Annotated in this window: 23 protein-coding genes; 6 read left to right on the top strand and 17 right to left on the bottom strand. The window is 64.1% G+C overall.

Annotated features, from left to right (window positions below; genetic code table 11):
* Positions 1-29: 29 nt before the first annotated feature.
* Positions 30-458: a rhodanese-like domain-containing protein gene (locus tag G513_RS25720; RefSeq protein ID WP_022976334.1), complete on the bottom strand. Its 429-nt coding sequence runs from the start codon at positions 456-458 to the stop codon at positions 30-32.
* 144 nt (positions 459-602) lie between these two features.
* On the opposite strand from G513_RS25720, the gene G513_RS24790 reads away from it, so the two are divergent.
* A complete protein-coding gene (locus tag G513_RS24790; protein ID WP_169560565.1) occupies positions 603-1,727 on the top strand; it encodes a murein hydrolase activator EnvC family protein in 1,125 nt (374 codons plus the stop codon).
* A gap of 111 nt (positions 1,728-1,838) precedes the next feature.
* The gene (locus G513_RS0108125) at positions 1,839-3,218 is read left to right on the top strand and encodes a S41 family peptidase (protein ID WP_022976332.1); all 1,380 of its coding nucleotides are present in this window, start codon (positions 1,839-1,841) and stop codon (positions 3,216-3,218) included.
* A 78-nt stretch (positions 3,219-3,296) separates the two neighbouring features.
* On the opposite strand, the gene G513_RS22030 is transcribed toward G513_RS0108125, so the two are convergent.
* The 5 genes from G513_RS22030 to G513_RS0108100 all read right to left on the bottom strand — a co-directional run bounded on the left by G513_RS22030 (position 3,297) and on the right by G513_RS0108100 (position 7,895).
* A complete protein-coding gene (locus G513_RS22030) occupies positions 3,297-3,782 on the bottom strand; it encodes a DUF4112 domain-containing protein (RefSeq protein ID WP_022976331.1) in 486 nt (161 codons plus the stop codon).
* 1 nt (position 3,783) lies between these two features.
* Positions 3,784-5,403: a ubiquinone biosynthesis regulatory protein kinase UbiB gene (ubiB, locus tag G513_RS22025; protein WP_022976330.1), complete on the bottom strand. Its 1,620-nt coding sequence runs from the start codon at positions 5,401-5,403 to the stop codon at positions 3,784-3,786.
* On the bottom strand, positions 5,400-6,020 hold the full coding sequence (locus G513_RS0108110; RefSeq protein WP_022976329.1) for a ubiquinone biosynthesis accessory factor UbiJ: 621 nt from the start codon (positions 6,018-6,020) through the stop codon (positions 5,400-5,402). Before G513_RS0108110 ends, ubiB begins: the two co-directional genes overlap by 4 nt.
* 1 nt (position 6,021) lies before the next feature.
* A complete protein-coding gene (gene ubiE / locus G513_RS0108105) occupies positions 6,022-6,789 on the bottom strand; it encodes a bifunctional demethylmenaquinone methyltransferase/2-methoxy-6-polyprenyl-1,4-benzoquinol methylase UbiE (RefSeq protein ID WP_022976328.1) in 768 nt (255 codons plus the stop codon).
* A gap of 92 nt (positions 6,790-6,881) precedes the next feature.
* On the bottom strand, positions 6,882-7,895 hold the full coding sequence (locus tag G513_RS0108100) for an aldo/keto reductase (RefSeq protein ID WP_022976327.1): 1,014 nt from the start codon (positions 7,893-7,895) through the stop codon (positions 6,882-6,884).
* Positions 7,896-8,071: 176 nt separating this feature from the next.
* On the opposite strand from G513_RS0108100, the gene G513_RS0108095 reads away from it, so the two are divergent.
* A complete protein-coding gene (locus G513_RS0108095; protein WP_022976326.1) occupies positions 8,072-9,022 on the top strand; it encodes an AraC family transcriptional regulator in 951 nt (316 codons plus the stop codon).
* Here the strand turns inward: G513_RS0108095 and def are convergent.
* The 4 genes from def to G513_RS0108075 all read right to left on the bottom strand — a co-directional run bounded on the left by def (position 9,019) and on the right by G513_RS0108075 (position 11,466).
* Complete coding sequence (def, locus tag G513_RS0108090) at positions 9,019-9,546, bottom strand: peptide deformylase (RefSeq protein WP_022976325.1); 528 nt, start codon at positions 9,544-9,546, stop codon at positions 9,019-9,021. The genes G513_RS0108095 and def overlap by 4 nt on opposite strands.
* Positions 9,547-9,548: 2 nt before the next feature.
* Complete coding sequence (locus G513_RS0108085; protein ID WP_022976324.1) at positions 9,549-9,968, bottom strand: gamma-butyrobetaine hydroxylase family protein; 420 nt, start codon at positions 9,966-9,968, stop codon at positions 9,549-9,551.
* A gap of 119 nt (positions 9,969-10,087) precedes the next feature.
* Positions 10,088-10,267, bottom strand: a complete 180-nt coding sequence (locus tag G513_RS0108080; protein ID WP_022976323.1) for a rubredoxin — start codon at positions 10,265-10,267, stop codon at positions 10,088-10,090.
* Positions 10,268-10,269: 2 nt separating this feature from the next.
* The gene (locus G513_RS0108075; RefSeq protein ID WP_022976322.1) at positions 10,270-11,466 is read right to left on the bottom strand and encodes an alkane 1-monooxygenase; all 1,197 of its coding nucleotides are present in this window, start codon (positions 11,464-11,466) and stop codon (positions 10,270-10,272) included.
* Between the two features lie 106 nt (positions 11,467-11,572).
* Here G513_RS0108075 and G513_RS0108070 point away from each other — a divergent pair, with 106 nt between their 5' ends.
* Positions 11,573-12,544 carry a LysR family transcriptional regulator gene (locus tag G513_RS0108070; RefSeq protein ID WP_022976321.1) on the top strand — a complete coding sequence of 324 codons (972 nt, stop codon included), beginning with the start codon at positions 11,573-11,575 and terminating at the stop codon, positions 12,542-12,544.
* Here G513_RS0108070 and hslU read toward each other — a convergent pair.
* From hslU to G513_RS0108035, 7 genes are all read right to left on the bottom strand, one after another.
* Positions 12,534-13,859 (bottom strand): ATP-dependent protease ATPase subunit HslU, encoded by a 1,326-nt coding sequence (gene hslU, locus G513_RS0108065; protein WP_028475289.1) that lies wholly within the window; start codon positions 13,857-13,859, stop codon positions 12,534-12,536. The two genes, G513_RS0108070 and hslU, sit on opposite strands and share 11 nt — an antisense overlap.
* 100 nt (positions 13,860-13,959) lie before the next feature.
* Positions 13,960-14,499, bottom strand: coding sequence for an ATP-dependent protease subunit HslV (hslV, locus tag G513_RS0108060; protein ID WP_022976319.1), 540 nt, complete (start codon positions 14,497-14,499; stop codon positions 13,960-13,962).
* A 330-nt stretch (positions 14,500-14,829) separates the two neighbouring features.
* A complete protein-coding gene (gene ntrC / locus G513_RS0108055; RefSeq protein ID WP_022976318.1) occupies positions 14,830-16,374 on the bottom strand; it encodes a nitrogen regulation protein NR(I) in 1,545 nt (514 codons plus the stop codon).
* Between the two features lie 61 nt (positions 16,375-16,435).
* The gene (gene glnL / locus G513_RS0108050) at positions 16,436-17,530 is read right to left on the bottom strand and encodes a nitrogen regulation protein NR(II) (RefSeq protein ID WP_033417414.1); all 1,095 of its coding nucleotides are present in this window, start codon (positions 17,528-17,530) and stop codon (positions 16,436-16,438) included.
* A 46-nt stretch (positions 17,531-17,576) separates the two neighbouring features.
* Entirely contained in the window at positions 17,577-18,104 is a 528-nt protein-coding gene (locus G513_RS0108045) for a DUF4124 domain-containing protein (protein WP_169560563.1), read from the bottom strand.
* Positions 18,105-18,313: 209 nt separating this feature from the next.
* The gene (gene glnA, locus G513_RS0108040; protein ID WP_022976315.1) at positions 18,314-19,723 is read right to left on the bottom strand and encodes a type I glutamate--ammonia ligase; all 1,410 of its coding nucleotides are present in this window, start codon (positions 19,721-19,723) and stop codon (positions 18,314-18,316) included.
* A gap of 115 nt (positions 19,724-19,838) precedes the next feature.
* Entirely contained in the window at positions 19,839-20,114 is a 276-nt protein-coding gene (locus G513_RS0108035; RefSeq protein ID WP_022976314.1) for a hypothetical protein, read from the bottom strand.
* 207 nt (positions 20,115-20,321) lie between these two features.
* Here G513_RS0108035 and glyQ point away from each other — a divergent pair, with 207 nt between their 5' ends.
* Together glyQ and glyS are read left to right on the top strand one after the other, a co-directional pair.
* Positions 20,322-21,239, top strand: coding sequence for a glycine--tRNA ligase subunit alpha (gene glyQ / locus G513_RS0108030; protein ID WP_022976313.1), 918 nt, complete (start codon positions 20,322-20,324; stop codon positions 21,237-21,239).
* A gap of 2 nt (positions 21,240-21,241) precedes the next feature.
* A complete protein-coding gene (glyS, locus tag G513_RS0108025) occupies positions 21,242-23,335 on the top strand; it encodes a glycine--tRNA ligase subunit beta (RefSeq protein ID WP_022976312.1) in 2,094 nt (697 codons plus the stop codon).
* The last annotated feature ends 79 nt before the right edge of the window (positions 23,336-23,414 follow it).

Genomic DNA, 23,414 nt, shown 5'->3' with positions numbered 1-23,414 from the left:
CGACGCTTTTGGGGAGAGCTGGATGGCTTCTATTTCGCGGTGACCGGCAGGCTGGCACTCATCCAGCCGTTCAGGCCGCCGCGCAACAGATAGACCTCGGTATGGCCGAGTTTGCGCAGGCTGGCCGCCGCTTCGCTCTGGCTGGAGCCGAGCGCGCAATAGACGATCACCGGCCGCGCCTTGTCCTTGCCGATCTCGGCGGCGCGCTCGGCGAGCTTCGCCAGCGGCAGGTTCAGCGCGTTGAGCAGATGGCCTTTCTTGAAGTCCGCCGGCGGTCGCACATCGATGACCAGCGCATCGCGGTCGTTGATCAGGCGCACGGCGTCCTTCGGCGCCAGACGCTTGCCGCCCTGCAGGGTGCCATGCACTTCATTGGCAATCAGCGCCGCGCTGGCCAGCGCGAGGGCGAGAAACAGGAGCAGGTGAGCCTGCACGAAGGTCAGCAATTGGTCGGTCAAGGGAGGCGCGCATTTGAACAAGGGGGTGTTGCTCTGGGATTATCGCACCCGATGCCACCCCCGGAAAGCCGAACCCCTTTGAAGGCAGCCTTTTGCTGGTCTCGTTTGCGCGCTGTTGCCGTCGGGCTGCTGCTCGCGTTTGCCGTGTCGGCGCCGCTCGAAGCCGCCAACGACACCGCCACCAAACTCAAGGCTGGTTCAGAGGATCTGAACCGGGTGCGGGCCAAGATCGGCGCTGCCAATCAGAGCATCGACCGTGATCGCAGCGCCCAGAGCACGCAGCGGCAAGCGGTGGAAACCGCCGAGCGGAAGATCGCCGAATCACAGGCGCAGTTGAAGAAGCTCGCCGCCGAGGTCGAGGAGCAAGACGCGCGTCTGCGCGCCGCGCAGGCCAGCCGGGCGGCAGCCGAGGCGCGGCTGGTCCAGGCCCGCGAGCGTCTGGCGCGCCAGGTGCGTTCGGCCTATGTCGCCGGACAGGGCGGCTCGACCGCCTTGCTGCTCAGCCAGGAAGAGCCGGATCGCATCGGCCGCTTGCTGACCTATTTCGATTACCTGAACCGGGCCAGCGCCCGGAACATGGACGAGATCAACGCCGAGATCGCCGCCGTCAGCGCCGAAGAGGCCAAGGTCGAGACCGAGCGGTCCGCGCTGCAAAAGCTGCAGACCACGCGCCAGCGCGCGCTGGCCGAACTGGAAAACGATCGCAACGAACGCAAGAAGGCGGTGGCCTCACTCGACGCCAAGATTGCCGACGCGGGCGAAAAGGTGAAGGCGCTGCAAAGCAGCGAGAAGGAAATCCAGGCGCTGCTCGGCAAGCTGCGCGAAGCGCTGAAAGCCGTGCCGGCACCGGCCAGGCCGTCCGGCTCGAAGAATCCTTTTCCGAAGATGCGCGGCGTCCTGGCCTGGCCGCTGCGCGGCAACATCCTGGCCAATTACGGCGACAGCAAGAGCGACAGTCGCCTGCTCTGGAAAGGCCTGTGGATTGCGGCCAGCGAAGGCGCGCCGGTGCGGGCCAGCGCTGCTGGGCGGGTGGCCTATGTCGGCTGGCTGTCGAGTTACGGCCTGATCGTGGTCATCGAGCACGACAAGGGTTTCTTCACCTTGTACGGCCACAACGCAACGGTGGCCACGGCCGCCGGCGAACAGGTTGCCGCCGGCGAAGTCATCGCGGCAGTCGGCAACACGGGCGGCTACGAGCGCAGCGGCCTGTACTTCGAAGTGCGGCGCGGGACCGAGCCGCAGGACCCACGCGACTGGCTTGGCCCTTGAAGCGGACCAGCACTGCCTCCCGGCTGAACGAAGCGGCGCGGCCGGGGTCTGCTGAAGGTGCTGTGATACATTCAAAAAAACGTTGTACATCCCTCCATAAGAAGTAAATTCATGTCCTCATCGACCCGCGTTTCCCTGGCCTTGCTGGCTGGTGTCGTCTTCGGCGTCAGCGCCACGCTGACCCATAGCGTGTTCGCCGAAAAGCAGGTACCGGCTGAAACCTTGCCGTTGAAGGATCTGCAGACCTTCGTCGAGATTCTCAATCGCGTGAAGAGCGATTACGTCGAGCCGGTGAAGGATGAAACCCTGCTCGAGAACGCGGTCCGCGGCATGCTGTCCGGCCTCGATCCGCATTCCTCCTATCTCGACAAGGAGGAATACAAGGACCTCAACGCTTCGACTACCGGCAAGTTCGGCGGCCTCGGCATCGAGGTGCAGCTGAAGGATGGTCTGGTCAAGGTGGTGTCGCCGATCGACGACACGCCGGCAGCGAAAGCCGGCGTCAAGGCGGGCGATCTGATCGTCAAGATCGATGACACGCCGGTGAAGGGCCTGACCCTGCAGGACGCCGTCTCGAAGATGCGCGGCGATCCGGGCACCAAGATCGTGCTGACCCTGATCCGCGAGAACGCACCGGCGCCGCTGGTGCTGGAACTGAAGCGTGACTACATCAAGGTTGCCTCGGTGCGCGGTCGCTCGATCGAACCGGGCTTCGGTTACATCCGCATCTCGCAGTTCACCGCGACGACCGGCAAGAATCTGTCCGAAGAACTCGCCAAGCTGAAGAAGGCCGGCGAGCTGAAAGGCCTGGTGCTCGATCTGCGCAACAACCCGGGCGGCCTTCTGACTGCCGCCGTCGATGTCTCCGACGAATTCCTGAACAAGGGCGCGATCGTCAGCATCAAGGGCCGCGATGCCGATTCGACCCGCGAGTTCGATGCGTCGGTCGGCGATGCGCTCGATGGCAAGCCGCTGGTGGTGCTGGTCAACGGTGGGTCGGCTTCGGCCGCGGAAATCGTCGCCGGCGCGCTACAGGATCAGAAGCGCGGCGTGCTGATCGGCAGCAAGACGTTCGGCAAGGGCTCGGTGCAGACCATCCTGCCGCTGAACAACGACTCGGCGATCAAGATCACCACGGCGCGTTACTACACGCCGAGCGGCCGCTCGATCCAGGCCGAAGGCATCGTCCCGGACGTCACCATCCAGCCGTTCAAGGTGTCGAAGCTCGATCCCTCGGAATTCGGCGAAGGCGTGCATGAGGCCGACCTGAAGGGTCGCCTCGACAACCCGAATGCCAAGCCGGAAGAGATCAAGGCCCAGGACAAGGGCAAGGAAGGCAAGACGGACGAAAAGAAGGAAGGCGACAAGGGCAAGGACAAGGACGTCAAGAAGGACGAACCGATCAATGTCGCCGATCTGCCGGTCAATGATTACGAGCTGTATGAAGCGCTGACCTTGCTGAAGGGTCTGAGCATCACGCAGAACCGCTGAAGCGCTGAGCGGCTGTAACGAAAAACGCCGGCCAGATAGTTTCTGGCCGGCGTTTTTCATTGGTGCCGCCGATCGGAATCAGCGCAGCAGCCAGTGCCAGATACCGTAGCCGATCGCCGCGACCATCAGCGCGCCACCCACCCGCAGCCACAGCGGCGCCCGCTGTCGCACGCCGATCGGCGCGAGCATCGGCGCGTATTCCTTGTACAGCAGTGCGAAGTTGCGACGGTGCGATTTGAATACCGCATCGAAGGCATCCCCGATGCCTGGAATCAGGCCGCCGGCGAAATCGATCGCGACGTTCCGTCCCATCCGCATCAGCACCTTGCGCGGCACGCCGATGCGGGCGGCGCGAGTGATGGTCAGCACCGAAACACCAGCCGCCAGTAAGTCGCCGGCAAACGGAATCAGGCCGGTGATCGCATCGAGCCCGAAATGGAAGCGGGTGCCGGGCACGGTCAGGCAGTCGTCGAGCCACCACGCGGCCTTGTCGCAGTAGGCGACCAGTTCGCGTATCTGCTCGGGCGACGGGCCTTCGGCCATCTCCTTCACCGGGCGGGCCATCTCAGCGGAACGCTCGCACCCAGCCCCAGAGGCCGACGCCGGCGAACAGCAGGCTGGCGACTACCACTGAGGTAGATGGCGTTGCCGCGTTCAGCGAGGCCATGCCGTAGAGCGCCACACCCGCTACCCAAGCAGTGCCGCCGATCGCGGCATGCAGGCTTTTCCGGGTCGAGGCGCGCAGCTCGCTGCGCAGCGCTTCGACACCCGAGGCATCGAGCGTGTGACTCGGCAGCGCGCCGCCCTTGGCGAGAAACTTCATCGCGTTCTGCGCCAGTTCCGGCAGCGCTTCAGCCAGCTGCGGCCCTTCCTTACGCAGCCGCGCGAAGGTGGCGGCCGGATTGATCCGGTTCCACATCCACTGCTCCATGATCGGCTTCGCGGTCTTCCACAGATCAAGCTCGGGATAGAGCTGGCGGCCGAGGCCTTCGGTGGTCAGCAAGGTCTTCTGCAACAGGACCAGTTGCGGCTGCACCTGGTAGTTGAAGCGCCGCGCGATCTCGAACAGGCGCAGCAGGAAGACACCGAAGGAAATGTCCTTGATCGGCTTGCCGAAGATCGGCTCGGAGACGGTGCGGATCGCGCTCTCGAAATCTTCGGCGCGGACATCCGCCGGAATCCAGCCGGACTCCAGATGCAGCTCGGCGATGCGCCGGTAATCGCGATTGAAGAAGGCCAGGAAGTTCTCGGCGAGATAGCGCAGATCGGCCGGCGACAACTGGCCGACGATGCCGAAATCGACCGCCAGATAACTCGGCTTCCGCACGTCGGAAACGTCGACGAAGATGTTGCCGGGATGCATGTCCGCGTGGAAGAAATTGTCGCGGAACACCTGCTTGAAGAAGATTTCCACACCGCGCTCGGCGAGCACCTGGAAGTTCACGCCCATCTCGCGCAGCTGATCGAGATGGCGCAGCGACACGCCGTGGATGCGCTCCATCACCAGCACATTGCTGCGGGTGAAATCCCAGAACACGATCGGGTGATAGATCAGCTCCGAGCCCAGCCAGTTGCGGCGCAGCAGCGAGCAGTTGGCGCCTTCGCGCATCAGATCCAGCTCGTCGAAGATCACCTTCTCGTATTCGGCGACGACTTCGCGCGGCCGCAGACGCTTGCCCAGCGGATGCCAGCGTTCGGCGAATTCGGCCAGCGCGCGCAGCAGCGCCACGTCTTTCTCGACCCGCTCCATGACGCCCGGGCGCAGTACCTTGACCACCACTTCGAAACCGGGATCGCCGTCGTCCTGCGGCTTCAGCCGCGCGGTGTGCACCTGGGCAACCGAGGCAGCAGCCAGCGGTGTTTCGTCGAACTCATGGAACAGCTCGGCGATCGGCTTGCCAAGCGAGCGCTCGATGATCGCCCGCGCCTCGGCGCCGGGAAACGGCTCGACCTGATCCTGCAGCTTGGCCAGCTCGGTCGCCACGTCGACCGGCACGATGTCCGGCCGCGTCGACAGCGCCTGGCCGAACTTGATGAACACCGGCCCGAGTTCCTGCAGCGCCAGCCGCAGACGCTCGCCACGCGGGCGCGAGTCCGACGAAGGCTTGCCGCCCCAGAACTCGGACAGGCCGTAGCGACGCGTGACTTTCCAGATCGCCCACAGGCGCGGCGTTGCCTTGATCACGAGGTCTTGCTCTGCTGCTGTTCCAGCCGCGCGAGACGCGCCTCGAAGCGATCCGCACCTTCGCGCAACTGGTCGACGCTATCCATCCATTCCTCGACATCGGCCGCGCGGGCCAGGTCTTCGCTTTCTTCGGTGAGATATTCGGCGGCGTCGACGCTCAGGCGATCCGCCGCCGTGCGACCCCAGCCGAACAGGCCCTTGAGCCCGCCGACCAGCCGATGCGCCGCGCCGTCGCCGATCACTTTCGCAACCAGTTCCTCGGGGTCGAAACCGACCTTGGTCAGCAGCGCATTGAAGCGATTCAGCAGCTCTGTATCGCCAACCACTTCGAGGCCGGTCGGCAGGCCTTCGCGGCCACTGACCGTGCTCAGCGCCAGCTTCATCAGTCGCAAGCTCGGTGCCGAGACCAGGACATCCGGCTCGTCCTCGGCGATGTTGCTGACCCGCACGCCGGTCGCGATCGGTTCGATCACGAAGATCCAGCCGAGATCGGCCGCTTCGAGCGCGATCGACTTGCCTTCGAGTGCGGCGCAGTCATCGAGCACGCTGCGCTCCAGGCGCAGGTAGCGGTTCAGCGCGACTTCGACGGTCGCGCAAACAAGGGCAGGAGCCGGCATTTCAGTCGAGGCGATAACCGCGATGCACGGCGACGATTCCGCCGGTCAGGTTGTAGACCTGCACGCGCGCAAGGCCGGCGTTTTCCATCATCCCCTTCAGCGTGTCCTGATCCGGATGCATGCGGATCGACTCGGCGAGGTATCGATAGCTGTCCGCATCGTTGGCCACCAGCTTGCCCATCAGCGGCAGCAGCTTGAACGAGTACTGGTCATAGACCTTGGTCAGCAGCGCAGTCTGCGGCTTGGAGAATTCGAGGACGAGAAGCCTGCCGCCGGGCTTCAGCACGCGGCGCATCGAGGCCAGGGCCTTGTCCTTGTCGGTGACGTTGCGCAGGCCGAAGGCGATGGTGATGCAGTCGAAGCTGCCGTCCTCGAACGGCAGGCATTCGGCGTTGGCCTGAACCAGCGGCACGTCGACGACGCCCTTGTCGGCAAGAGCCGCGCGACCCTGACCCAGCATCGCGGCATTGATGTCGGCCAGGGTGACCAGGCCACGAGTGCCGGCCAGCTTGCGGAATTCGCGGGCCAGATCGCCGGTGCCGCCGGCGAGATCGAGCACCTTCTCGCCGCTGCGAACGCCGGCGAGATCGATGACGAAGCGCTTCCACAGGCGATGGATGCCGAACGACATCAAGTCGTTCATCACGTCGTACTTGCTCGCGACCGACGAGAACACTTCGCGGACTCGTTTCTGCTTGTCGCCGACCGCCACCTGCTCGAAACCGAAGTGAGTGGTGCCGCGCGGGTTACGTTCGTCTTGCTGGGCCATGGGCGGCGGGGGAAGTCGGGTCGTGGCCATTATCGCAGTTCATCGGCTGCCCGCGCCCGGCTTCGCCCGCCGTCATGACTTCAAGTTGAAGCTCAGGCGTTGACCGCGCCCATGTGTTCCTGCGGATAGCGGGTGCCGACCACGGTGCTGGCTTCGATCAGGTCGCGGATCGCCCGCAGTTCATCACTGCTCAAGCGGATCGTTGCCGCCTTGGCGTTCTCGTCCAGCCGCTCGATGCGGCGGGTGCCGGGAATCGGCACGATGTCCGGCGCCTGGTGCAGCAGCCAGGCCAGCGCCAGCTGACCCGGCGTGCAGCCGTGCTGATCTGCCAGCGCGGTGACGGCATCGACCAGCGCCAGATTCTGATCGAGGCTGTCGCTCTGGAAGCGCGGATTGTGGTGCCGCCAGTCGTCGGCCGAGAGATCGCCCGGCTTGCGAATGGCGCCGGTCAGAAAGCCGCGGCCCAGCGGGCTGTACGGCACGAAGCCGATGCCCAACTCGCGGCAGGTGGGCAGCACTTCGTCTTCCATGTCCCGCGTCCACAGCGAGTACTCGCTCTGCACAGCGGCAATCGGTGCGACATACGCCGCTCGGCGAATGGTGATTGCAGACGCTTCCGATAAGCCGAGATAGCGGACCTTGCCGGCGTCGACCAGGCGCTGCATCGCGCCGACGGTTTCCTCGATCGGCACCGTGCGATCAACCCGGTGCTGGTAATAGAGATCGATGTGATCGACCCCCAGGCGCTTCAGGCTGGCGTCGCAGGCGGCGCGTACATATTCCGGGCTGCCATCGACTCTGATGAAGCTGCCGTCGGCCGCTCGAACGTTGCCGAACTTGGTCGCCAGCACGACTTCGTCGCGGCGAGTCTTCAGCAGTTGTGCGATCAGTTCCTCGTTGCGGCCCACGCCATACATGTCGGCGGTATCGAGAAAGTTGATGCCGATGTCGACAGCGTGATTGAGCACCGCGAGGTTTCGGGTGTCGTCCGCCGGGCCATAGAAATCGGACATGCCCATGCAGCCGAGGCCGAGTGCGGACACTTCGAGGCCACCGAGCTGACGGCGTGGATAAGGGGTAAGGGTGTTGTTCTTGCGGTTGTTCATCGGATTGCTCCAGACGTTTGGGGAAGCTGCCGGCACAGTCTGGGAGCGCGATGCAGTGCTGCGTTAGCCCGATGCTGGCGCATCCTTGCCTGATCCTGCACGGGGCTGTTCGACGCCGCAGATTCGCCAAAACCGCAGCGCATAATCCGGCCACGTTCAACAGCGGGACAACACCCATGCCTGACCAGACCACGGCGAGAATCCATCCAGCGAGCTTCGGGCTCGAAGCCCAGCAGGCCGAGCTGGCCGACCGGATGATGCGCCGCACGCCGCTCGAAGGCGTCAACGATCCGGGCATTCCCGGTTTTTCGATGATGCGCATCAGCGAGCCTTCTCAGCCGCTGTCGACGGTCTACGAGCCGTCGATCTGCGTTGTCGTCCAGGGCAGCAAGCAGGCGATGCTCGGCGCCGAACGCTATGTCTATGATCCGCTCAACTATCTCGTGGTGTCGATGAGCCTGCCGGTGGTCGGCAACGTCATCGAAGCAACCGTCGCCAAGCCCTATCTCTGCCTGCGCCTCGATATCGACGCCAATCAGGTCAACGAACTGCTGCGCCAGACCCCGGTGCCGGCAGCCAGCGCGGCCCCACGCAACGGTGGCCGCGCACTGTTCCTGGCCTCGACCTCGGCACAACTTCTCGATGCCGTGCTGCGCCTGGTGCGCCTGCTCGATACGCCCGAGGAAGCGGCGGTGCTGGCGCCGCTGGCGCTGCGCGAAATCCACTACCGCGTGCTGACCGGCGAACTCGGCCAGCAGCTCTGCGAACTCTGCGCGGCCGATGGTCAGGCGCAGCGCATTGCCAGCACCATCGCGCTGCTCAAATCACGCTATGCCGAGCCGCTGCGGATCGAGGAACTGGCCGATGCCGCGCACTTGAGCGTGTCGGCGCTGCATCACCGCTTCAAGGCAGTGACCGCGATGTCGCCGCTGCAATACCAGAAACAATTGCGGCTGCAGGAAGCGCGGCGCTTGATGTTGTCGGATGGCTGCGAAGCGGCGGTTGCCGCGCATCGCGTCGGCTACGAAAGCCCCTCGCAGTTCAGCCGCGAATATCGCCGGCTGTTCGGTGCGCCGCCACGTGCGGAAACGCAGGCGCAGCCGATCTTCAGACAAGCCGGCAGCTAATCGTCGGCTTGATCCTCGCCGAAGATTTCGCGGGTGAAGCCGAACTGCCGCAGATCGCGAATGCGTTGCGGATAGAGAATGCCGTCGAGGTGATCGCATTCGTGCTGCACGACTCGGGCGTGAAAGCCCGAGACTTCGCGTTCGATCGCCACGCCGTTCTCATCGCAGCCGCTGTAGCGCAAGCGCGTGTAACGCGGCACCAGGCCGCGCATGCCGGGCACGCTGAGGCAGCCTTCCCAGCCGTCTTCCTGCTCATCCGATAACGGCGTCAGTACGGGGTTGCAGAGGATCGTGAACGGCACATCCTCGGCATCCGGATAACGCTCGTTGTGCTCGACGCCGAAGATCACCACGCGCAGGCCGACACCGATCTGCGGCGCGGCAAGGCCAGCGCCGTTCAGCGAGGCCATGGTGTCCTGCATGTCGACCAGCAGCGCCCGAAGTTCAGGCGTGCCGAACGCAGTGACGGCTGCCGAAACTTCCAGCAGCCGCGGATCGCCCATCCGTAAGACGTCTCGAATCATGGTCAGCCCACCGGTTTGAACTTGCCGACGCCGAGCGCCGACAGCTTCACGACATCGCGATCACGCGACATGCCGTGTTCGGCCAGACGCTGTTCGTAGTGCGCCCACCAGGCCGTGTGGTTGTCGGCCAACTCGCGCAAGGTCGGCCAGGAATACAGGCCGCTGTCGTGGCCATCGTCGAACTTCAGTCGCACCGCATAGCGGCCGACTGGCTCGACGGCGCTGATGTTCACCTCGCGCTTGCCCGCCACCAGCATCGTTTCGCCGCCGCCGTGGCCGCGCACTTCCGCGCTCGGCGAGTAGACGCGCAGGTACTCCAGCGGCAGCGAATCGGTGCGGCCATCGGGCCAGACCACTTCGAGCAGGCGCGACTTGCGATGCAGCTTGATGTCCGTGGGAACGGCGTTTGGAGCGGCGACCATCGGTACGGCCTCTTCAGCAGATGAACGAAAGCGGTCGCCGAAAACGGCGACGCGGCTTCGATCTGGATCGAAGCCGCGTCGATTATCGCTGCTGTCGGCTCCGCGCAGGAGCCGGACGATCAGCCTTCCGCTTGTAGCTCGAAGTCCAGCTTTTCGCGCACCGCGCAGTCCGGACAGACCCAGTCCTCCGGCACCTGTTCCCAGCGGGTGCCGGGCGGGAAGCCTTCATGCGGATCGCCCTTGCCTTCGTCGTAGGCGTAGCCGCAGCCGGGACAGATGAAACGGCGGTAGCCGCTCATGCTCAGGCACCTGCCGCCGCATTGCTGCCGCGCTTGCCCCAGCGGGCTTCGAGTCGGGCGCGGTAACCGGGACGGATATTGATGCGATCGAAGCGGCCATCGGCCCAGGCGACTACGCGCGGGTTCATCACCGCGAACCAGAGTGGTGGAAACAGGGCGATCAGGAACATCAACGGATAGCCGCTCGGGTACTCGGGCAGATGCTCGAAGTTGCGCAGGCTCTGGTAGCGGCGCGTCGGGTTGGCGTGATGGTCCGAATGGCGCTGCAGATTGAACAGGATCAGGTTCGACATCACGTGGTTGGAGTTCCACGAGTGGTAGGGCTGGCAGGCTTCAAAGCGACCGTTGTCGCGCTTCTGGCGCAGCAGTCCGTAATGCTCGATGTAGTTGGCGCTGGTCAGCACGCCGAACCAGCCCCAGACCATCTGAAGCGCGAGGTACGGGAGCATCACCCAGCCGAACGCAACAATCAGGCCGGCATACAGCGGGACGGTGATCAGCAATGGCTGCAGCACTTCGTTCTGCAAGGTCCAGGGGCCCTTGCCGCAGCGTTCAAGGCGCGCCTTTTCCGAGCGCCAGGCGCGACGCATCGCACCGGGAATCTCGCGGCAGGCGAAGCCGTAGATGTTCTCGCCCATCCGCGAGGAGGCGGGATCGTCCGGCGTCGCCACATCCTTGTGATGCCCCTTGTTGTGCTCGATGAAGAAGTGGCCGTAGCCGACCACCGCGAGCACGGTCTTGGCGAGCCAGCGCTCCAGACCGGTGGTCTTGTGGCCGAGTTCGTGGCCGGTATTGATGGCGATGCCGTTGACCAGACCGACCGACAGCGCCAGCCCCAGGATCGAGTACCAGGCCAGATCGCCGGTGCTGATCACCCAGGCGCTGTAGATCAGCGTGATGTAGTGGATCGGCACGGTCAGCATCGGCAGCAGGCGGTAGTACCAATCGGCATCAAGCTTCGGCACCACTTCCGGCGGCGGATTGCTGCCATCGGCCGGCAGCAGGTGATCGATCACCGGCACGATCAGATACCAGATGATCCAGGTCGCCCAGAACCAGACGGCCTGGCCGGTCTTCTCTGCGACCACGCAGGAGATCACCGGCAGCAGCGGCCACAGCAGCGATAGCGACCACAGCCAGCGTCGCTTGTCGGTGTAGCGCACGATCTGGCCTTCGGAATTCAGCGCCTGGATGCTCATGTCTCGTTCGTCCGTCAAATGCCTTGGGTGAAGGTGATTGGACGGTGACAGAGCCGCAGCGCACCATTCCAATTCATTGTTATTGGCGAATCGGTGAATATTTGTCATGAGTGAATCGCTCCGGCAGTTGCGCCACGTGCTGGCGCTGTACGAGCACCGCAACTACCGGCGCGCAGCCGAAGCGCTGCATCTGACCCAGTCGGCGCTGTCGGTCAGCATCCGCCGCATCGAGGATGAGTACGGCGTGCCGCTGTTCATCCGCGACCAGTCCGGCGTGCGGCCCACCGAGTACGGCGAGGTCGTGGTGCGACTGGCGCGGGAAACGAGTTCGACGCTCGAGCAGGGCCGGCGCGAGATCGAACTGCTGCGCTCGCTCGACTCGGGCAAGGTGATCATCGGCTCTGATCCCTGGATGGCCGACATCATCGTCGCGCCGGCCTTGTCGAAGCTGCTGCGCAAGCACTCGAAGCTGCGCTTCCGTCTGCGCACCCAGGGTTGGGACGAACTGCAGGGTGAACTGCTGGCGCGGAAGGTCGATGTCTACGTGGGGTCGCCGTTCGATGCGCTTGATCCCGGCATCCAGGCGACGACCTATGACCTGTCGTCCCCGGCGATCCTGTGCCGGCGCGACCATCCGCTTACGCGGCTGCCGGAGATCCGCATCAAGGACGTGCTGCCGTACCCGCTGCTGGTGCCCAAGCTGCCGCGCTGGTACCTGTCCTGGCTCGCCGAGCAATACAGCGGCGTGGCCGATTCCGAGGAACTCCACGATCTGTTCCTGCAGACCGAGGACTTCACCGTGATCCGTCACATCGTCCATGAAACCGACGCGGTCACGGCCGGCGTGATCCGCACCTTTCCGGCCGAGTTGTCACCGTCGGAATTCGTCATGCTCGACATCGCCGACCTCGCCCATGTGCGGGCGCCGGTAGTGGTCGCGACACTTGCGGAGCGACCGATTCCAGCCGCCGCGGCCGCCTTCATCAGCCAAGTCGTCGAGGAGATCGACCAGCTGCGGAATGCCTTGCAACAAGTCCGCGCCGGTCGAGCGACAACAGCCCCGGCCTTTACAGGATGAACCGGCTCAGATCTTCGTTGCCGGCCAGCTTTTCGAGCTTCGAATCGACATAGGCAGCATCGACGGACAAAGTGGTGCCGGCGCGGTCCGAGGCCTCGTAGGCTGCTTCTTCCATCAAGCGTTCGAGCACCGTGTGCAGACGCCGTGCGCCGATGTTCTCGGTACGCTCGTTGACCTGCCAGGCGTACTCGGCGAGCCGGCGCAGACCTTCCGGCGTGAATTCCAAGGCCACGCCTTCGGTGGCGAGCAGCGCCTTGTACTGGTCGGTCAGCGAATGCGTGGGCTCGCTGAGAATCCGCACGAAATCCTCGGTCTTCAGCGCATCGAGTTCGACCCGGATCGGCAGGCGGCCCTGCAGCTCCGGAATCATGTCCGACGGCTTCGACATGTGGAACGCGCCGCTGGCGATGAACAGGATGTGATCGGTCTTGATCGCGCCATGCTTGGTCGACACCGTACTGCCTTCGACCAGCGGCAGCAGATCGCGCTGCACGCCTTCGCGAGAGACATCGGCACCGCCGTATTCGCCGCGCTTGCAGACCTTGTCGATCTCGTCGATGAAGACGATGCCGTTGTCCTCGGCGTTCTTCAGCGCTTCGACGCGGATCGCTTCCTCGTCGACCAGCTTGCCGCCTTCTTCCTCGATCAGCAGCTTCATCGCTTCCCTGATCTTCAGCTTGCGGGTCTTCTGCTGGCCGGCGCCGAGGTTCTTGAACATCGCCTGCAGCTGGTTGCTCATGTCCTCCATGCCGGGCGGGCCCATGACCTGCATCGGTGGCGGTGCGACCGCCAGCTTCAATTCGATCTCGGTGTCGTCGAGCTTGCCTTCGCGCAGCTTCTTGCGGAACACCTGACGCGCCGCGCCGTTCTCGTTCTCGCGATGCGTGCTGGCTTCGCCGAAGTTGCTCGGCGGCGGCAGCAGGGCGTCGAGCACGCGCTCTTCGGCCGCGTCATGCGCCTTGGCCTGGACGCGGACGATCGCCTGATCGCGAGTCAGCTTGACCGCGACATCGGCCAGCTCGCGGATGATCGAGTCGACATCGCGGCCGACATAGCCGACCTCGGTGAACTTGGTCGCTTCCACCTTCACGAACGGCGCATTGGCGAGCTTGGCCAGCCGGCGGGCGATCTCGGTCTTGCCGACGCCGGTCGGGCCGATCATCAGGATGTTCTTCGGCGTGATTTCGCCGCGGATCGCTTCCGGCGTCTGTTGCCGGCGCCAGCGATTGCGCAAGGCGATTGCCACCGCTTTCTTGGCAGCGGACTGGCCGACGATGTGGCGATCGAGCTCGGTGACGATCTCGCGCGGCGTCATCGCGGCGGCGCCGCTCAGGCTGGACTTGAGGACTTCGGGGGGAATTGCGTCGTTCATTTCGTTTCTCGACTAGCGCTCTGCCTGCTGGAGAGCGGCAGTTTCAGCCGATCGTCTCGATCGTCAGATTGTGGTTCGTGTAGATGCAGATGTCCGCCGCGATATGCAGCGAACGCTCGGCGATCTCGCGCGCCGACAGATCGGTGGAGCCGACCAGCGCGCGCGCCGCAGCAGTCGCGAACGAGCCGCCGGAGCCGATCGCCATCACGCCGTGGGCCTCCGGTTCCATGACGTCGCCATTGCCGGAGATCATCAGCGTGGTATCGGCGTCGGCAACCAGCAGCAGCGCTTCGAGACGGCGAAGGTAGCGATCGGAACGCCAGTCCTTGGCCATTTCAACGGCGGCGCGAGTCAGATGGCCGGAGTGCTTTTCGAGCTTGCCTTCGAAGCGTTCGAACAAGGTGAAGGCATCGGCGGTGCCGCCGGCGAAACCGGCGATGACCTTGTCGTTGTAGAGCCGGCGCACCTTGCGCGCGTTGCCCTTGACCATGGTGTTGCCCATCGACACCTGGCCGTCGCCACAGACGCAAACTTGCGTTCCGCGGCGCACGGCGAGGATGGTCGTGCCATCAAACTGTTCCAAGGTTCTTCTCCATCAAGCCCGCTGGCGCGAGCGTTTGCGATGGACAAGTGATTGGGGGCCGGGCGCCGCGATTCAAGCGAATGCACAGTCGGCCTCGGCCCCTTCAGCCGTCGATGACGAGCTCCTTGATCTTGCGGGTCAGCCCCCCGCGCCGATTCTGGCGCGGACAAATATGACGAATACGCCAACCGAACTGAGCGATCAGAACTGGTAACAGTCAGTCGTCGATGCCGAGTTCCTTGATTTTCCGGGTCAGCCCCCGCGCCGATTCTGGCGCGGACAAATATGACGAATACGCTGACCGGGCCGAGCGATCAGAACTGGTAACAGTCAGTCGTCGATGCCGAGTTCCTTGATTTTCCGGGTCAGCGTATTGCGGCCCCAGCCCAGGCGCCGCGCCGCTTCCTGCCGCTGGCCCTTGCAGGCGACCAGCGCGACTTCGATCAAGGTGCGTTCGAACAGCGGTGCCGCGTGGCCGAGCAGATCTTCATCGCCGTTGGCGAAACGGCCTTCGGCCCACAGACGCAGCGCTTCGTGCCAGTCGCCGGAGAAGGCTGGCGCGCTGGCCGGCGCGGCTGGATAGCTGATCGGCGCAGGCGCAGTTGGCGGCACGGCCGGGACTGTCGCCACGGCAACGGCCGGTACCGGCGATGCAACGACGGCGCTGGTTTCGCCACTTGGGCGGCCCCGCAGTTCCGGCGGCAGATCTTCCAGATGCACGTCCTGGCCGGGTGCCATCACCGTCAGCCAGCGGCAGGTGTTTTCCAGCTGGCGGACGTTGCCGTGCCAGTCGTAAGCCTTCAGCACCGCCAGCACTTCCGGCAGCAGCCGCTTCGGTTCGGTCTTCAGCTCGCGCGCAGCGGCATCCAGGAAGTGACGCAGCAGCAGCGGGATGTCCTCGCTGCGCTCGCGCAGCGGCGGAATGCGGATGCGGATGACGTTCAGGCGGTGATAGAGATCTTCGCGGAAGCGGCCTTCGGCCACCGCGCGATCGAGATCCTGATGGGTCGCGGCGATGATGCGCACGTCGACGCTGATCGGCGAGATGCCGCCGACGCGATAGAACTGGCCGTCCTGCAGCACGCGCAGCAGGCGGGTCTGCAGATCGGCCGGCATGTCGCCGATTTCATCGAGGAACAGCGAGCCGCCATCGGCCTGCTCGAAGCGGCCCTTGCGCTGCATCGCGGCGCCGGTGAACGAGCCGCGCTCATGGCCGAAGAATTCCGACTCCAGCAGGTCCTTCGGGATCGCTGCCGTGTTGATCGCCAGGAACGGCTTGCTGGCGCGCGGCGAATTGACGTGCAGCGCGCGGGCGATCAGTTCCTTGCCCGTGCCGGATTCGCCGGTGATCAGCACGGTGATCTGCGACTGGCTCAGGCGGCCGATGGCGCGAAACACGTCCTGCATCGCCGGCGCTTCGCCGATGATCGCGGCGCGCGGTTCCAGCGGCTTCAGTTCCGGGGTGACGACGACGCGCTTCTGCGCGGCACGGCGAACCAGACTGGCCACCGAATCGACATCGAAAGGCTTCGGCAGATACTCGAAGGCGCCGCCCTTGAACGAGGACACGGCGGCATCGAGATCGGAATGTGCGGTGACGATGATCACCGGCAGTTCGGGCTTGGCGGCGCGCACGCGTTCCATCAGCTCCAGGCCGTCGAGGCCGGGCATGCGGATGTCGGTGATCATCACGTCGGGCATATTTTCCGGCGTGGCTTCGGCGAGGGCGTCGAGCAGCTCCGCGGCGCCTGGGAAGCTTTCCACGCCCATGCCTTCGCGGGTCAGCGACTTTTCCAGCACCCAGCGGATCGATTCGTCGTCGTCGACGATCCAGACGCGGATCGGAACGCCGTCCTGCAGCTTCATCACATTCATGTGGCCCATGCTTCGGGTGTTGCCGCCGGCGCTTTCCGCCGCCGCGCCGTTGCCAGCGCGATCAAGCAGCTTGCTCCAGCGGCAAGAAGATCGAGAACACGGTGGTGCCGGGACGCGACTGGCATTCGATCAGGCCACCGTGGGTATTGATCAGATACTGAGCAATCGGCAGGCCAAGACCGGTCCCTTCTGCGCGTGTTGTCACCATCGGGTAAAAAATTTTCTCGATCATTGTCGGCGCGACACCGGAACCGTTGTCCTCGATGTCGATCTGCACGGCCAGACGGTGACGGACGCCGGCGATCGTGAACTGCCGGCGCATGCGGGTTCGCAGGGTGATCTGCGGGTTGTCGGGCTGCATTTCGCCGGACAGCGCCTGCATCGCGTTGCGGGCGATGTTTAGCGAGGCCTGGATCAGCTGTTCGCGATCGGCGCGGATTTCCGGGATCGACGGGTCGTAGTCGCGCATCACATTGAAGCTGCCGCTGCCTTCGGCCTCGATCAGCTGGCGCACGTGTTCCAGCACCTCGTGGACGTTGACCATCTCCTTCTGCGGCAGCCGGTTCGGGCCGAGCAGACGGTTGACCAGGTTCTGCAGCCGATCGGCCTCGCGGATGATCACCCGCGTGTATTCCAGATGTTCGGAATCCGGGAATTCGCGCTCCAGCAACTGCGCCGCACCGCGAATGCCGCCGAGCGGATTCTTGATTTCGTGCGCCAGGCCACGGATCAGCTCGCGGCTGGCGCGATGCTGGGCGAGCAGTTGTTCGTCCCGCGAGATGCGCAGGTGGCGGTCGAGCGGCAGCAGTTCCAGCACCAGGCCGGGGCCACTGAATTGCGCGGGAGTGACGGTGAGGTCGACGGTCAGCAGTTCATGGCCGATGTCATCGCCGGGGCGGCGCAGTTTCAGCTCGCGCTCGATGAAACCGGTGCCGGTTTCGATCGCACGGCGCAGCCGCATGCCCTGCTCTAGCAGGTGCGGGATGGCGACGGTCAGCGTTTGTCCCTGAGCATGACGGCGGCTGACGCTGAACAGCGTCTCGGTCGCCGAATTCAGGTAGGTGACGCGCAGAGCCGAGTCCAGCGTGATGATCGCCGTCGTCAGGCCATCGAGAATGCTGGCCGGCTGAACACGGTTCAGCACGGGTAATTTCATCCGCATCGGATCGCAAAATGTGAGCCACCCCGAGGCGGCTGGACGATCACCGAAGGACGATCGGCGGCTTGATGTAGATGGTCACCGGCGCGGCGCGGATCAGTTCCTTGCCTTCGGCCGTGACGACTGCCGCCGTGATGCTGTGCTCGCCGCGTTCCACCGCTTCGAACAGATAAGCCGTCGACACCGTGGCGATCTTGTTCTGCTGCACGCCATCGAGAAAATACAGCAGACCCTGGCCTTGCCTCAGTGCCGTGTCGACGCTGACGCTGAGCTGTTTGCCGGCCTCGCGAATGGTTTCGTCCTGCGCCGGCGAGGTGATGCGGATCGGCGGCGGCTTGCCCGATTCGGCCGGCTTCTCGGCGGACGCCGCGGGTTTCTGCGAGGTCGATGATACCGGCGGCGGGCTGTAGGTCTGCAACGGCGGTAGTTCCACCGGCTTGACCTGATCGGACGGCGGCTTGTCGCCGTACTGGGTCACGCCCTTGGCGTCTTTCCAGCGATAGACCTCGGCCGAGGCCGGTGTCAGGCCCAGCAGCGGTAGCAGCAGCAACACGGTAAGTAGAGCGCGCATGGTCGGCACGATAGCGCTGCGCGGGCCCGGGCAGCAAACCCGCAGGCGGCGGCAGCGCCAATGAAAATGCCCCCGTTTCCGGGGGCATTTCCTGATCTGCATCCCTTCGACATCGCCTTCTGGAGGCCCCTTGGGGCCGGCTGTTCAGGCCGTTTTCTGGCCTGAACAGCGGGGGCAAAATCGAAGGTATTGCAGCCTCTGAGCAGAGCTCAGAGGCTGTAATACATCTCGAACTCGATCGGGTGCGTGGTCATGCGGAAGCGGGTCACTTCCTGCATCTTCAGCTCGATGTAGGCGTCGATCAGATCCTTGGTGAACACGCCGCCCTTGGTCAGGAAGTCGTTGTCCGCCGCCAGTGCTTCCAGCGCCATGTCGAGGCTGTGGCAGACGCGCGGGATCAGCTTGTCCTCTTCCGGCGGCAGATGGTAGAGATCCTTGTCCGCCGGTTCTCCGGGGCTGATCTTGTTCTGGATGCCATCGAGGCCGGCCATCATCATCGCGGTGAACGCGAGGTAGGGGTTGGCGCTGGAGTCCGGGAAGCGGACTTCGATGCGACGACCCTTCGGGCTGGCCACGTACGGGATGCGGATCGAGGCCGAACGGTTGCGCGCCGAGTAGGCGAGCATGACCGGCGCTTCGAAGCCCGGCACCAGGCGCTTGTAGCTGTTGGTGCCCGGGTTGGTGAACGCGTTGATCGCCTTGGCGTGCTTGAGGATGCCGCCGATGTAATACAGCGCGGTTTCCGACAGGCCGCCGTATCCATCACCGGCGAACAGGTTCTTGCCGCCCAAGCTGAGCGACATGTGCACGTGCATGCCCGAACCGTTGTCGCCAACGATCGGCTTCGGCATGAAGGTGGCGGTCTTGCCGAACTGGTCGGCAACGTTCTGAACCACGTACTTCAGCTTCAGCACGTCATCGGCCTTCTGCACCAGGGTGCCGAACTTGACGCCGATTTCGCACTGGCCAGCCGTCGCCACTTCGTGGTGATGCACTTCGACGACCATGCCGACCGCTTCCAGCGTCTCGCACATGGCGGAGCGGATGTCCTGCAGCTGATCGACCGGCGGCACCGGGAAGTAGCCACCCTTCATGCCCGGACGATGGCCGGTGTTGCCGTCCTCGTAATCCTTGCCCGAGTTCCAGGCGGCATTCTTGGCGTCGATGTAGACGTAGCTGCCCCACGGACCGGAGTCCGAGCGGATCGAATCGAAGATGAAGAATTCGTTTTCCGGGCCGAAGAAAGCGGTATCGGCGATGCCGGTGGACTTCAGGTATTCCTGGCCGCGCTTGGCGACCGAACGCGGATCGCGCTCGTAACCCTGCATGGTGGCCGGCTCGATGACGTCGCAGCTCAGCACCAGCGTGGTTTCTTCGAAGAACGGATCGATGAACGCAGTGCCGGCTTCCGGCATCAGGATCATGTCGGACTCGTTGATGCCCTTCCAGCCGGCGATCGACGAACCGTCGAACATCTTGCCGTCGACAAACAGGGCTTCGTCGATCGTGTGGGCAGGCACCGAAACGTGGTGTTCCTTGCCACGGGTATCGCAGAACCGGAAGTCGACAAACTTCACGCTTTTTTCGCTGATGATCTTGAGTACGTCTTTACCCGACATGGGGGTCTCCTGAGGGTGAAATGCGCTGGGGAAGCGGCGAATGGTGTAGCAGCAAATATGCCAGTTCAAGCCGGTTATGCGCCAAAACGGGGCGCAGGCTTGTGCTCAAGATCGTTCAGCCCGCCTTGCAACCCTTCAGGAACGTGGCTTTCTGCTCGCCGGAGAAATGTTCGCGTTCGGCGATCGACTCGCAAACCTTGGCGCGCTGATCCGGCGAGACGGTGGCAGGCGCGCTCGGCGTGCTGCCAAGGCAGGCTTTCAGAAATTGCTCCTGCTGGTCGGCCGGCATCAGCTTGGCCTGGGCGAAGCATTGATCCGGCCCCTGAGCGGCAACCCGGGCGACCGGGAGCGAGCTCAGCATCAGCAGAGAAATCGACAGCATCCGCTTCATGGAACTCTCCTTGATGGCCCGCGGCGCAAGCGGCGGCGGCGAACGGAAACGGCTCGGCGACAGTCCGAATTTCGGCGTATCGCGACGGGCCGCGAGCGTAGCACGCAGCCCGAAAGCCCCGTCGCCATTGGCTATACTCGCGACCCTTCCGGCCGCAGTCCGATCCCCGGAACCCCGTAGCCGCAGCCCGCCGAAGCACAAGAAACCATGACTTTCCAGGACCTCATCTTCACCTTGCAGACCTTCTGGGCGAAGCAGGGCTGCGTCATCGTCCAGCCGCTGGACATGGAGGTCGGCGCCGGCACTTTTCACCCGTCGACGTTCCTGCGCGCGATCGGCCCGGAGCCGTGGAACGCTGCGTATGTGCAGCCTTCGCGCCGCCCGACTGATGGCCGCTACGGCGAGAACCCGAACCGCCTCCAGCACTACTACCAATTCCAGGTGCTGATGAAGCCGAGCCCGCCGGATATCCAGAATCTGTACCTGGAATCACTGAAGCTGCTCGGATTCGACCCGCTGGTTCACGATATCCGCTTCGTCGAGGACAACTGGGAAAGCCCGACCCTCGGCGCCTGGGGTCTCGGCTGGGAAGTCTGGCTGAACGGCATGGAAGTCACGCAATTCACGTATTTTCAGCAAGTCGGCGGGCTGGAATGCCGGCCGGTCGCCGGCGAGATCACCTACGGTCTCGAGCGTCTGGCGATGTACATCCAGAAAGTCGAATCGGTCTATGACCTGGTCTGGTCGAAGCATGTCGACAAGGACGGCGGCGTTCACGTCGTCACCTATGGCGACGTCTATCACCAGAACGAAGTCGAACAGAGCGCTTACAACTTCGAGCATGCCGATACCGCCGCGTTGTTCAAGCGCTTCGATGTCGCCGAAGCCGAATGCAAGCACCTGATCGAGAACAACTTGCCACTGCCGGCGTACGAGCGTGTGCTGCAGGCCAGCCACAGTTTCAACATGCTCGATGCCCGCTCGGCGATCAGTGTCACCGAACGCCAGGGCTACATCCTTCGGGTGCGTACCCTGGCCCGCTTGTGTGCGGAGGCCTACTACGCCGCCCGTGAAAAACTGGGTTTCCCGATGATTTCTGCAGCCAGCACGGCAAAGGCGGCCTGAACATGAGCTTGAACGCCCCCTTGCTGATCGAAATCGGCTGTGAAGACTTGCCGGCTCGCTACGTCGTGCCGCTCGCAGAAGCCTTGTCCAATGGCATCACCAACGGCTTGTCCAAACGCGGCGTCGCTACCGGCACAGCCCGCACGTTTGCAACCCCGCGGCGCATCGCCGTGCAGATCGATGCCGTGGCCGTGCAGCAGCCGGATCAGGCGGTCGAGCGCTTCGGCCCGGCCGTTGCCGCAGCGACCAAGGACGGTGTGCCGACGCCTGCGGCGCTCGGCTTCGCCAAGACCTGTGGTGTCGAGTTTGCGGAACTCGGCGAGAAGAACGGCAAGCTGCATTTCTCGAAGCTGCAGCCGGGCAAGGCGACGGCGTCGTTGTTGCCGGAAATCTTCGAGGAAACCCTGAAATCGATGGACGAACTGGTACCCAAGCGCATGCGCTGGGGCTCTGGTGAAGAAACCTTCGTCCGCCCGGTGCAGTGGCTGACCGCACTGCTCGGCACCGATATCATCCCGCTGCGTCGTTTCGGCCTGGAATCAGCTCGTTCGAGCTACGGGCACCGCTTCCATGCCCCGGCGGCGATCTCGCTGGCCGGTCCGGATGGCTATATCGAAAGTCTGAACAAGGCCAATGTATGGGCGGAAGTTGCAACCCGAAAATCTGAAATCGAGCGACAGATCAAGGCCGAAGCCGCGAAACTGGGTGGAACCGCCAGAATCGATGCGAGCCTGCTGGATGAAGTGACCGCGCTGGTCGAATGGCCGGTGGTCATTTCCGGGCGCATCGAGGAACGCTTCCTGGAGCTGCCACCGGAAGTGATCGTCGCGACCGTCGAGACCAATCAGCGTTATTTCACTGTATTCGACGGCGGCGGCAAGTTGTTGCCGTCGTTCATCACGCTCTCGAACATCGAGTCGAATGATGTGGCGCAGGTCATCCAGGGCAATGAGCGCGTCGTGCGGCCGCGGTTGAGCGATGCCTTGTTCTTCTGGCAGCAGGATTTGAAGCTGCCGTTTTCCGACGAAGCGCCGTACACCGAGAAGCTTGCTTCCGCGACGTTCCAGAAGGATCTCGGCACCGTTGCCGACAAGCTGAAGCGGATCCACACGCTGGCGACTTTCGTGATCGCCGAGAAGCTGGCGGAAAAGGCTGCGATCAGCGCCGGGCAGGTCGAGGGCGCCGCGCGTGCCGCCAGGCGTTGCAAGTTCGATCTCGTCTCCAAGATGGTTTACGAGTTCCCGGAACTGCAGGGCGTGATGGGCGGCTATTACGCGCGCAAGGCCGGTGAATCGCAGGCCGTCGCCGACGCCATTCGCGAGCATTACTTGCCGACCCAGGCCGGCACCGCGATTCCGTCGGCTGTCGAAGGCCAGATCGTCGCGCTGGCCGACAAGCTCGACACTCTGGCGGGCATCTTCGCGATCGGCCAGAAGCCGACTGCCAGCAAGGACCCGTACGCACTGCGCCGCGCTGCCCTCGGTATCTTGCGCATCCTGGTCGAAGGCAAGCTGCCGCTCGATCTGCGCGAGTTGCTGAGCGGGGCGCTTCAGGAACTCCCCGCCGGCAAGCGCGACGAAGCCACACTCAAGGAACTGCTGACCTTCGTCCAGGACCGCCATCGCGCCTGGCGAGTCGGCAGCGAATTCGATGGCCGCCCGGTGACCGTCGAGATGTTCGAAGCGGTCGCCGCACTCGGCATCACCCAGCCACTTGATTTCGAAGCCCGTCTGCGCGCGATCCACAGTTTCTGGGCGCTGCCGGAAGCGGCCAGCCTTGCTGCAGCCCACAAGCGTGTCCGCAACGTGCTGAAGCAGGCGGGCGACGGCGGTTCGGACGTCGATGCCTCGAAGTTCGAATCCTCAGCGGAATCCGAGCTTTACGCAGCGCTGAACGCGGTCAACGCAGCACCGGCCAGCGATTACGCCGAGCGTCTGAAGCAGCTCGCCAGCCTGAAAGCGCCGGTCGATGCCTTCTTCACCGGTGTGATGGTGATGGCCGATGATCCGATGGTGCGCGCGAACCGGCTGGCGTTGCTGCGGCAGCTGGATCGGGTGTGCCGCGAGGTTGCCGATATCTCCTGTCTTCCGGGCTGACTCGATTCGTCATCCCCGCGCAGGCGGGGATCCAGTTCTGACGCGAGTGCTCCGCCGGAAACAGAGAACTGGATTCCCG

Source organism: Nevskia ramosa DSM 11499, from assembly GCF_000420645.1.
In the GTDB taxonomy this organism is placed as follows: domain Bacteria; phylum Pseudomonadota; class Gammaproteobacteria; order Nevskiales; family Nevskiaceae; genus Nevskia; species Nevskia ramosa.
The sequence above is the reverse complement of the archived record's forward strand: the minus strand, read 5'-3'. Positions and strand labels throughout refer to the sequence as shown.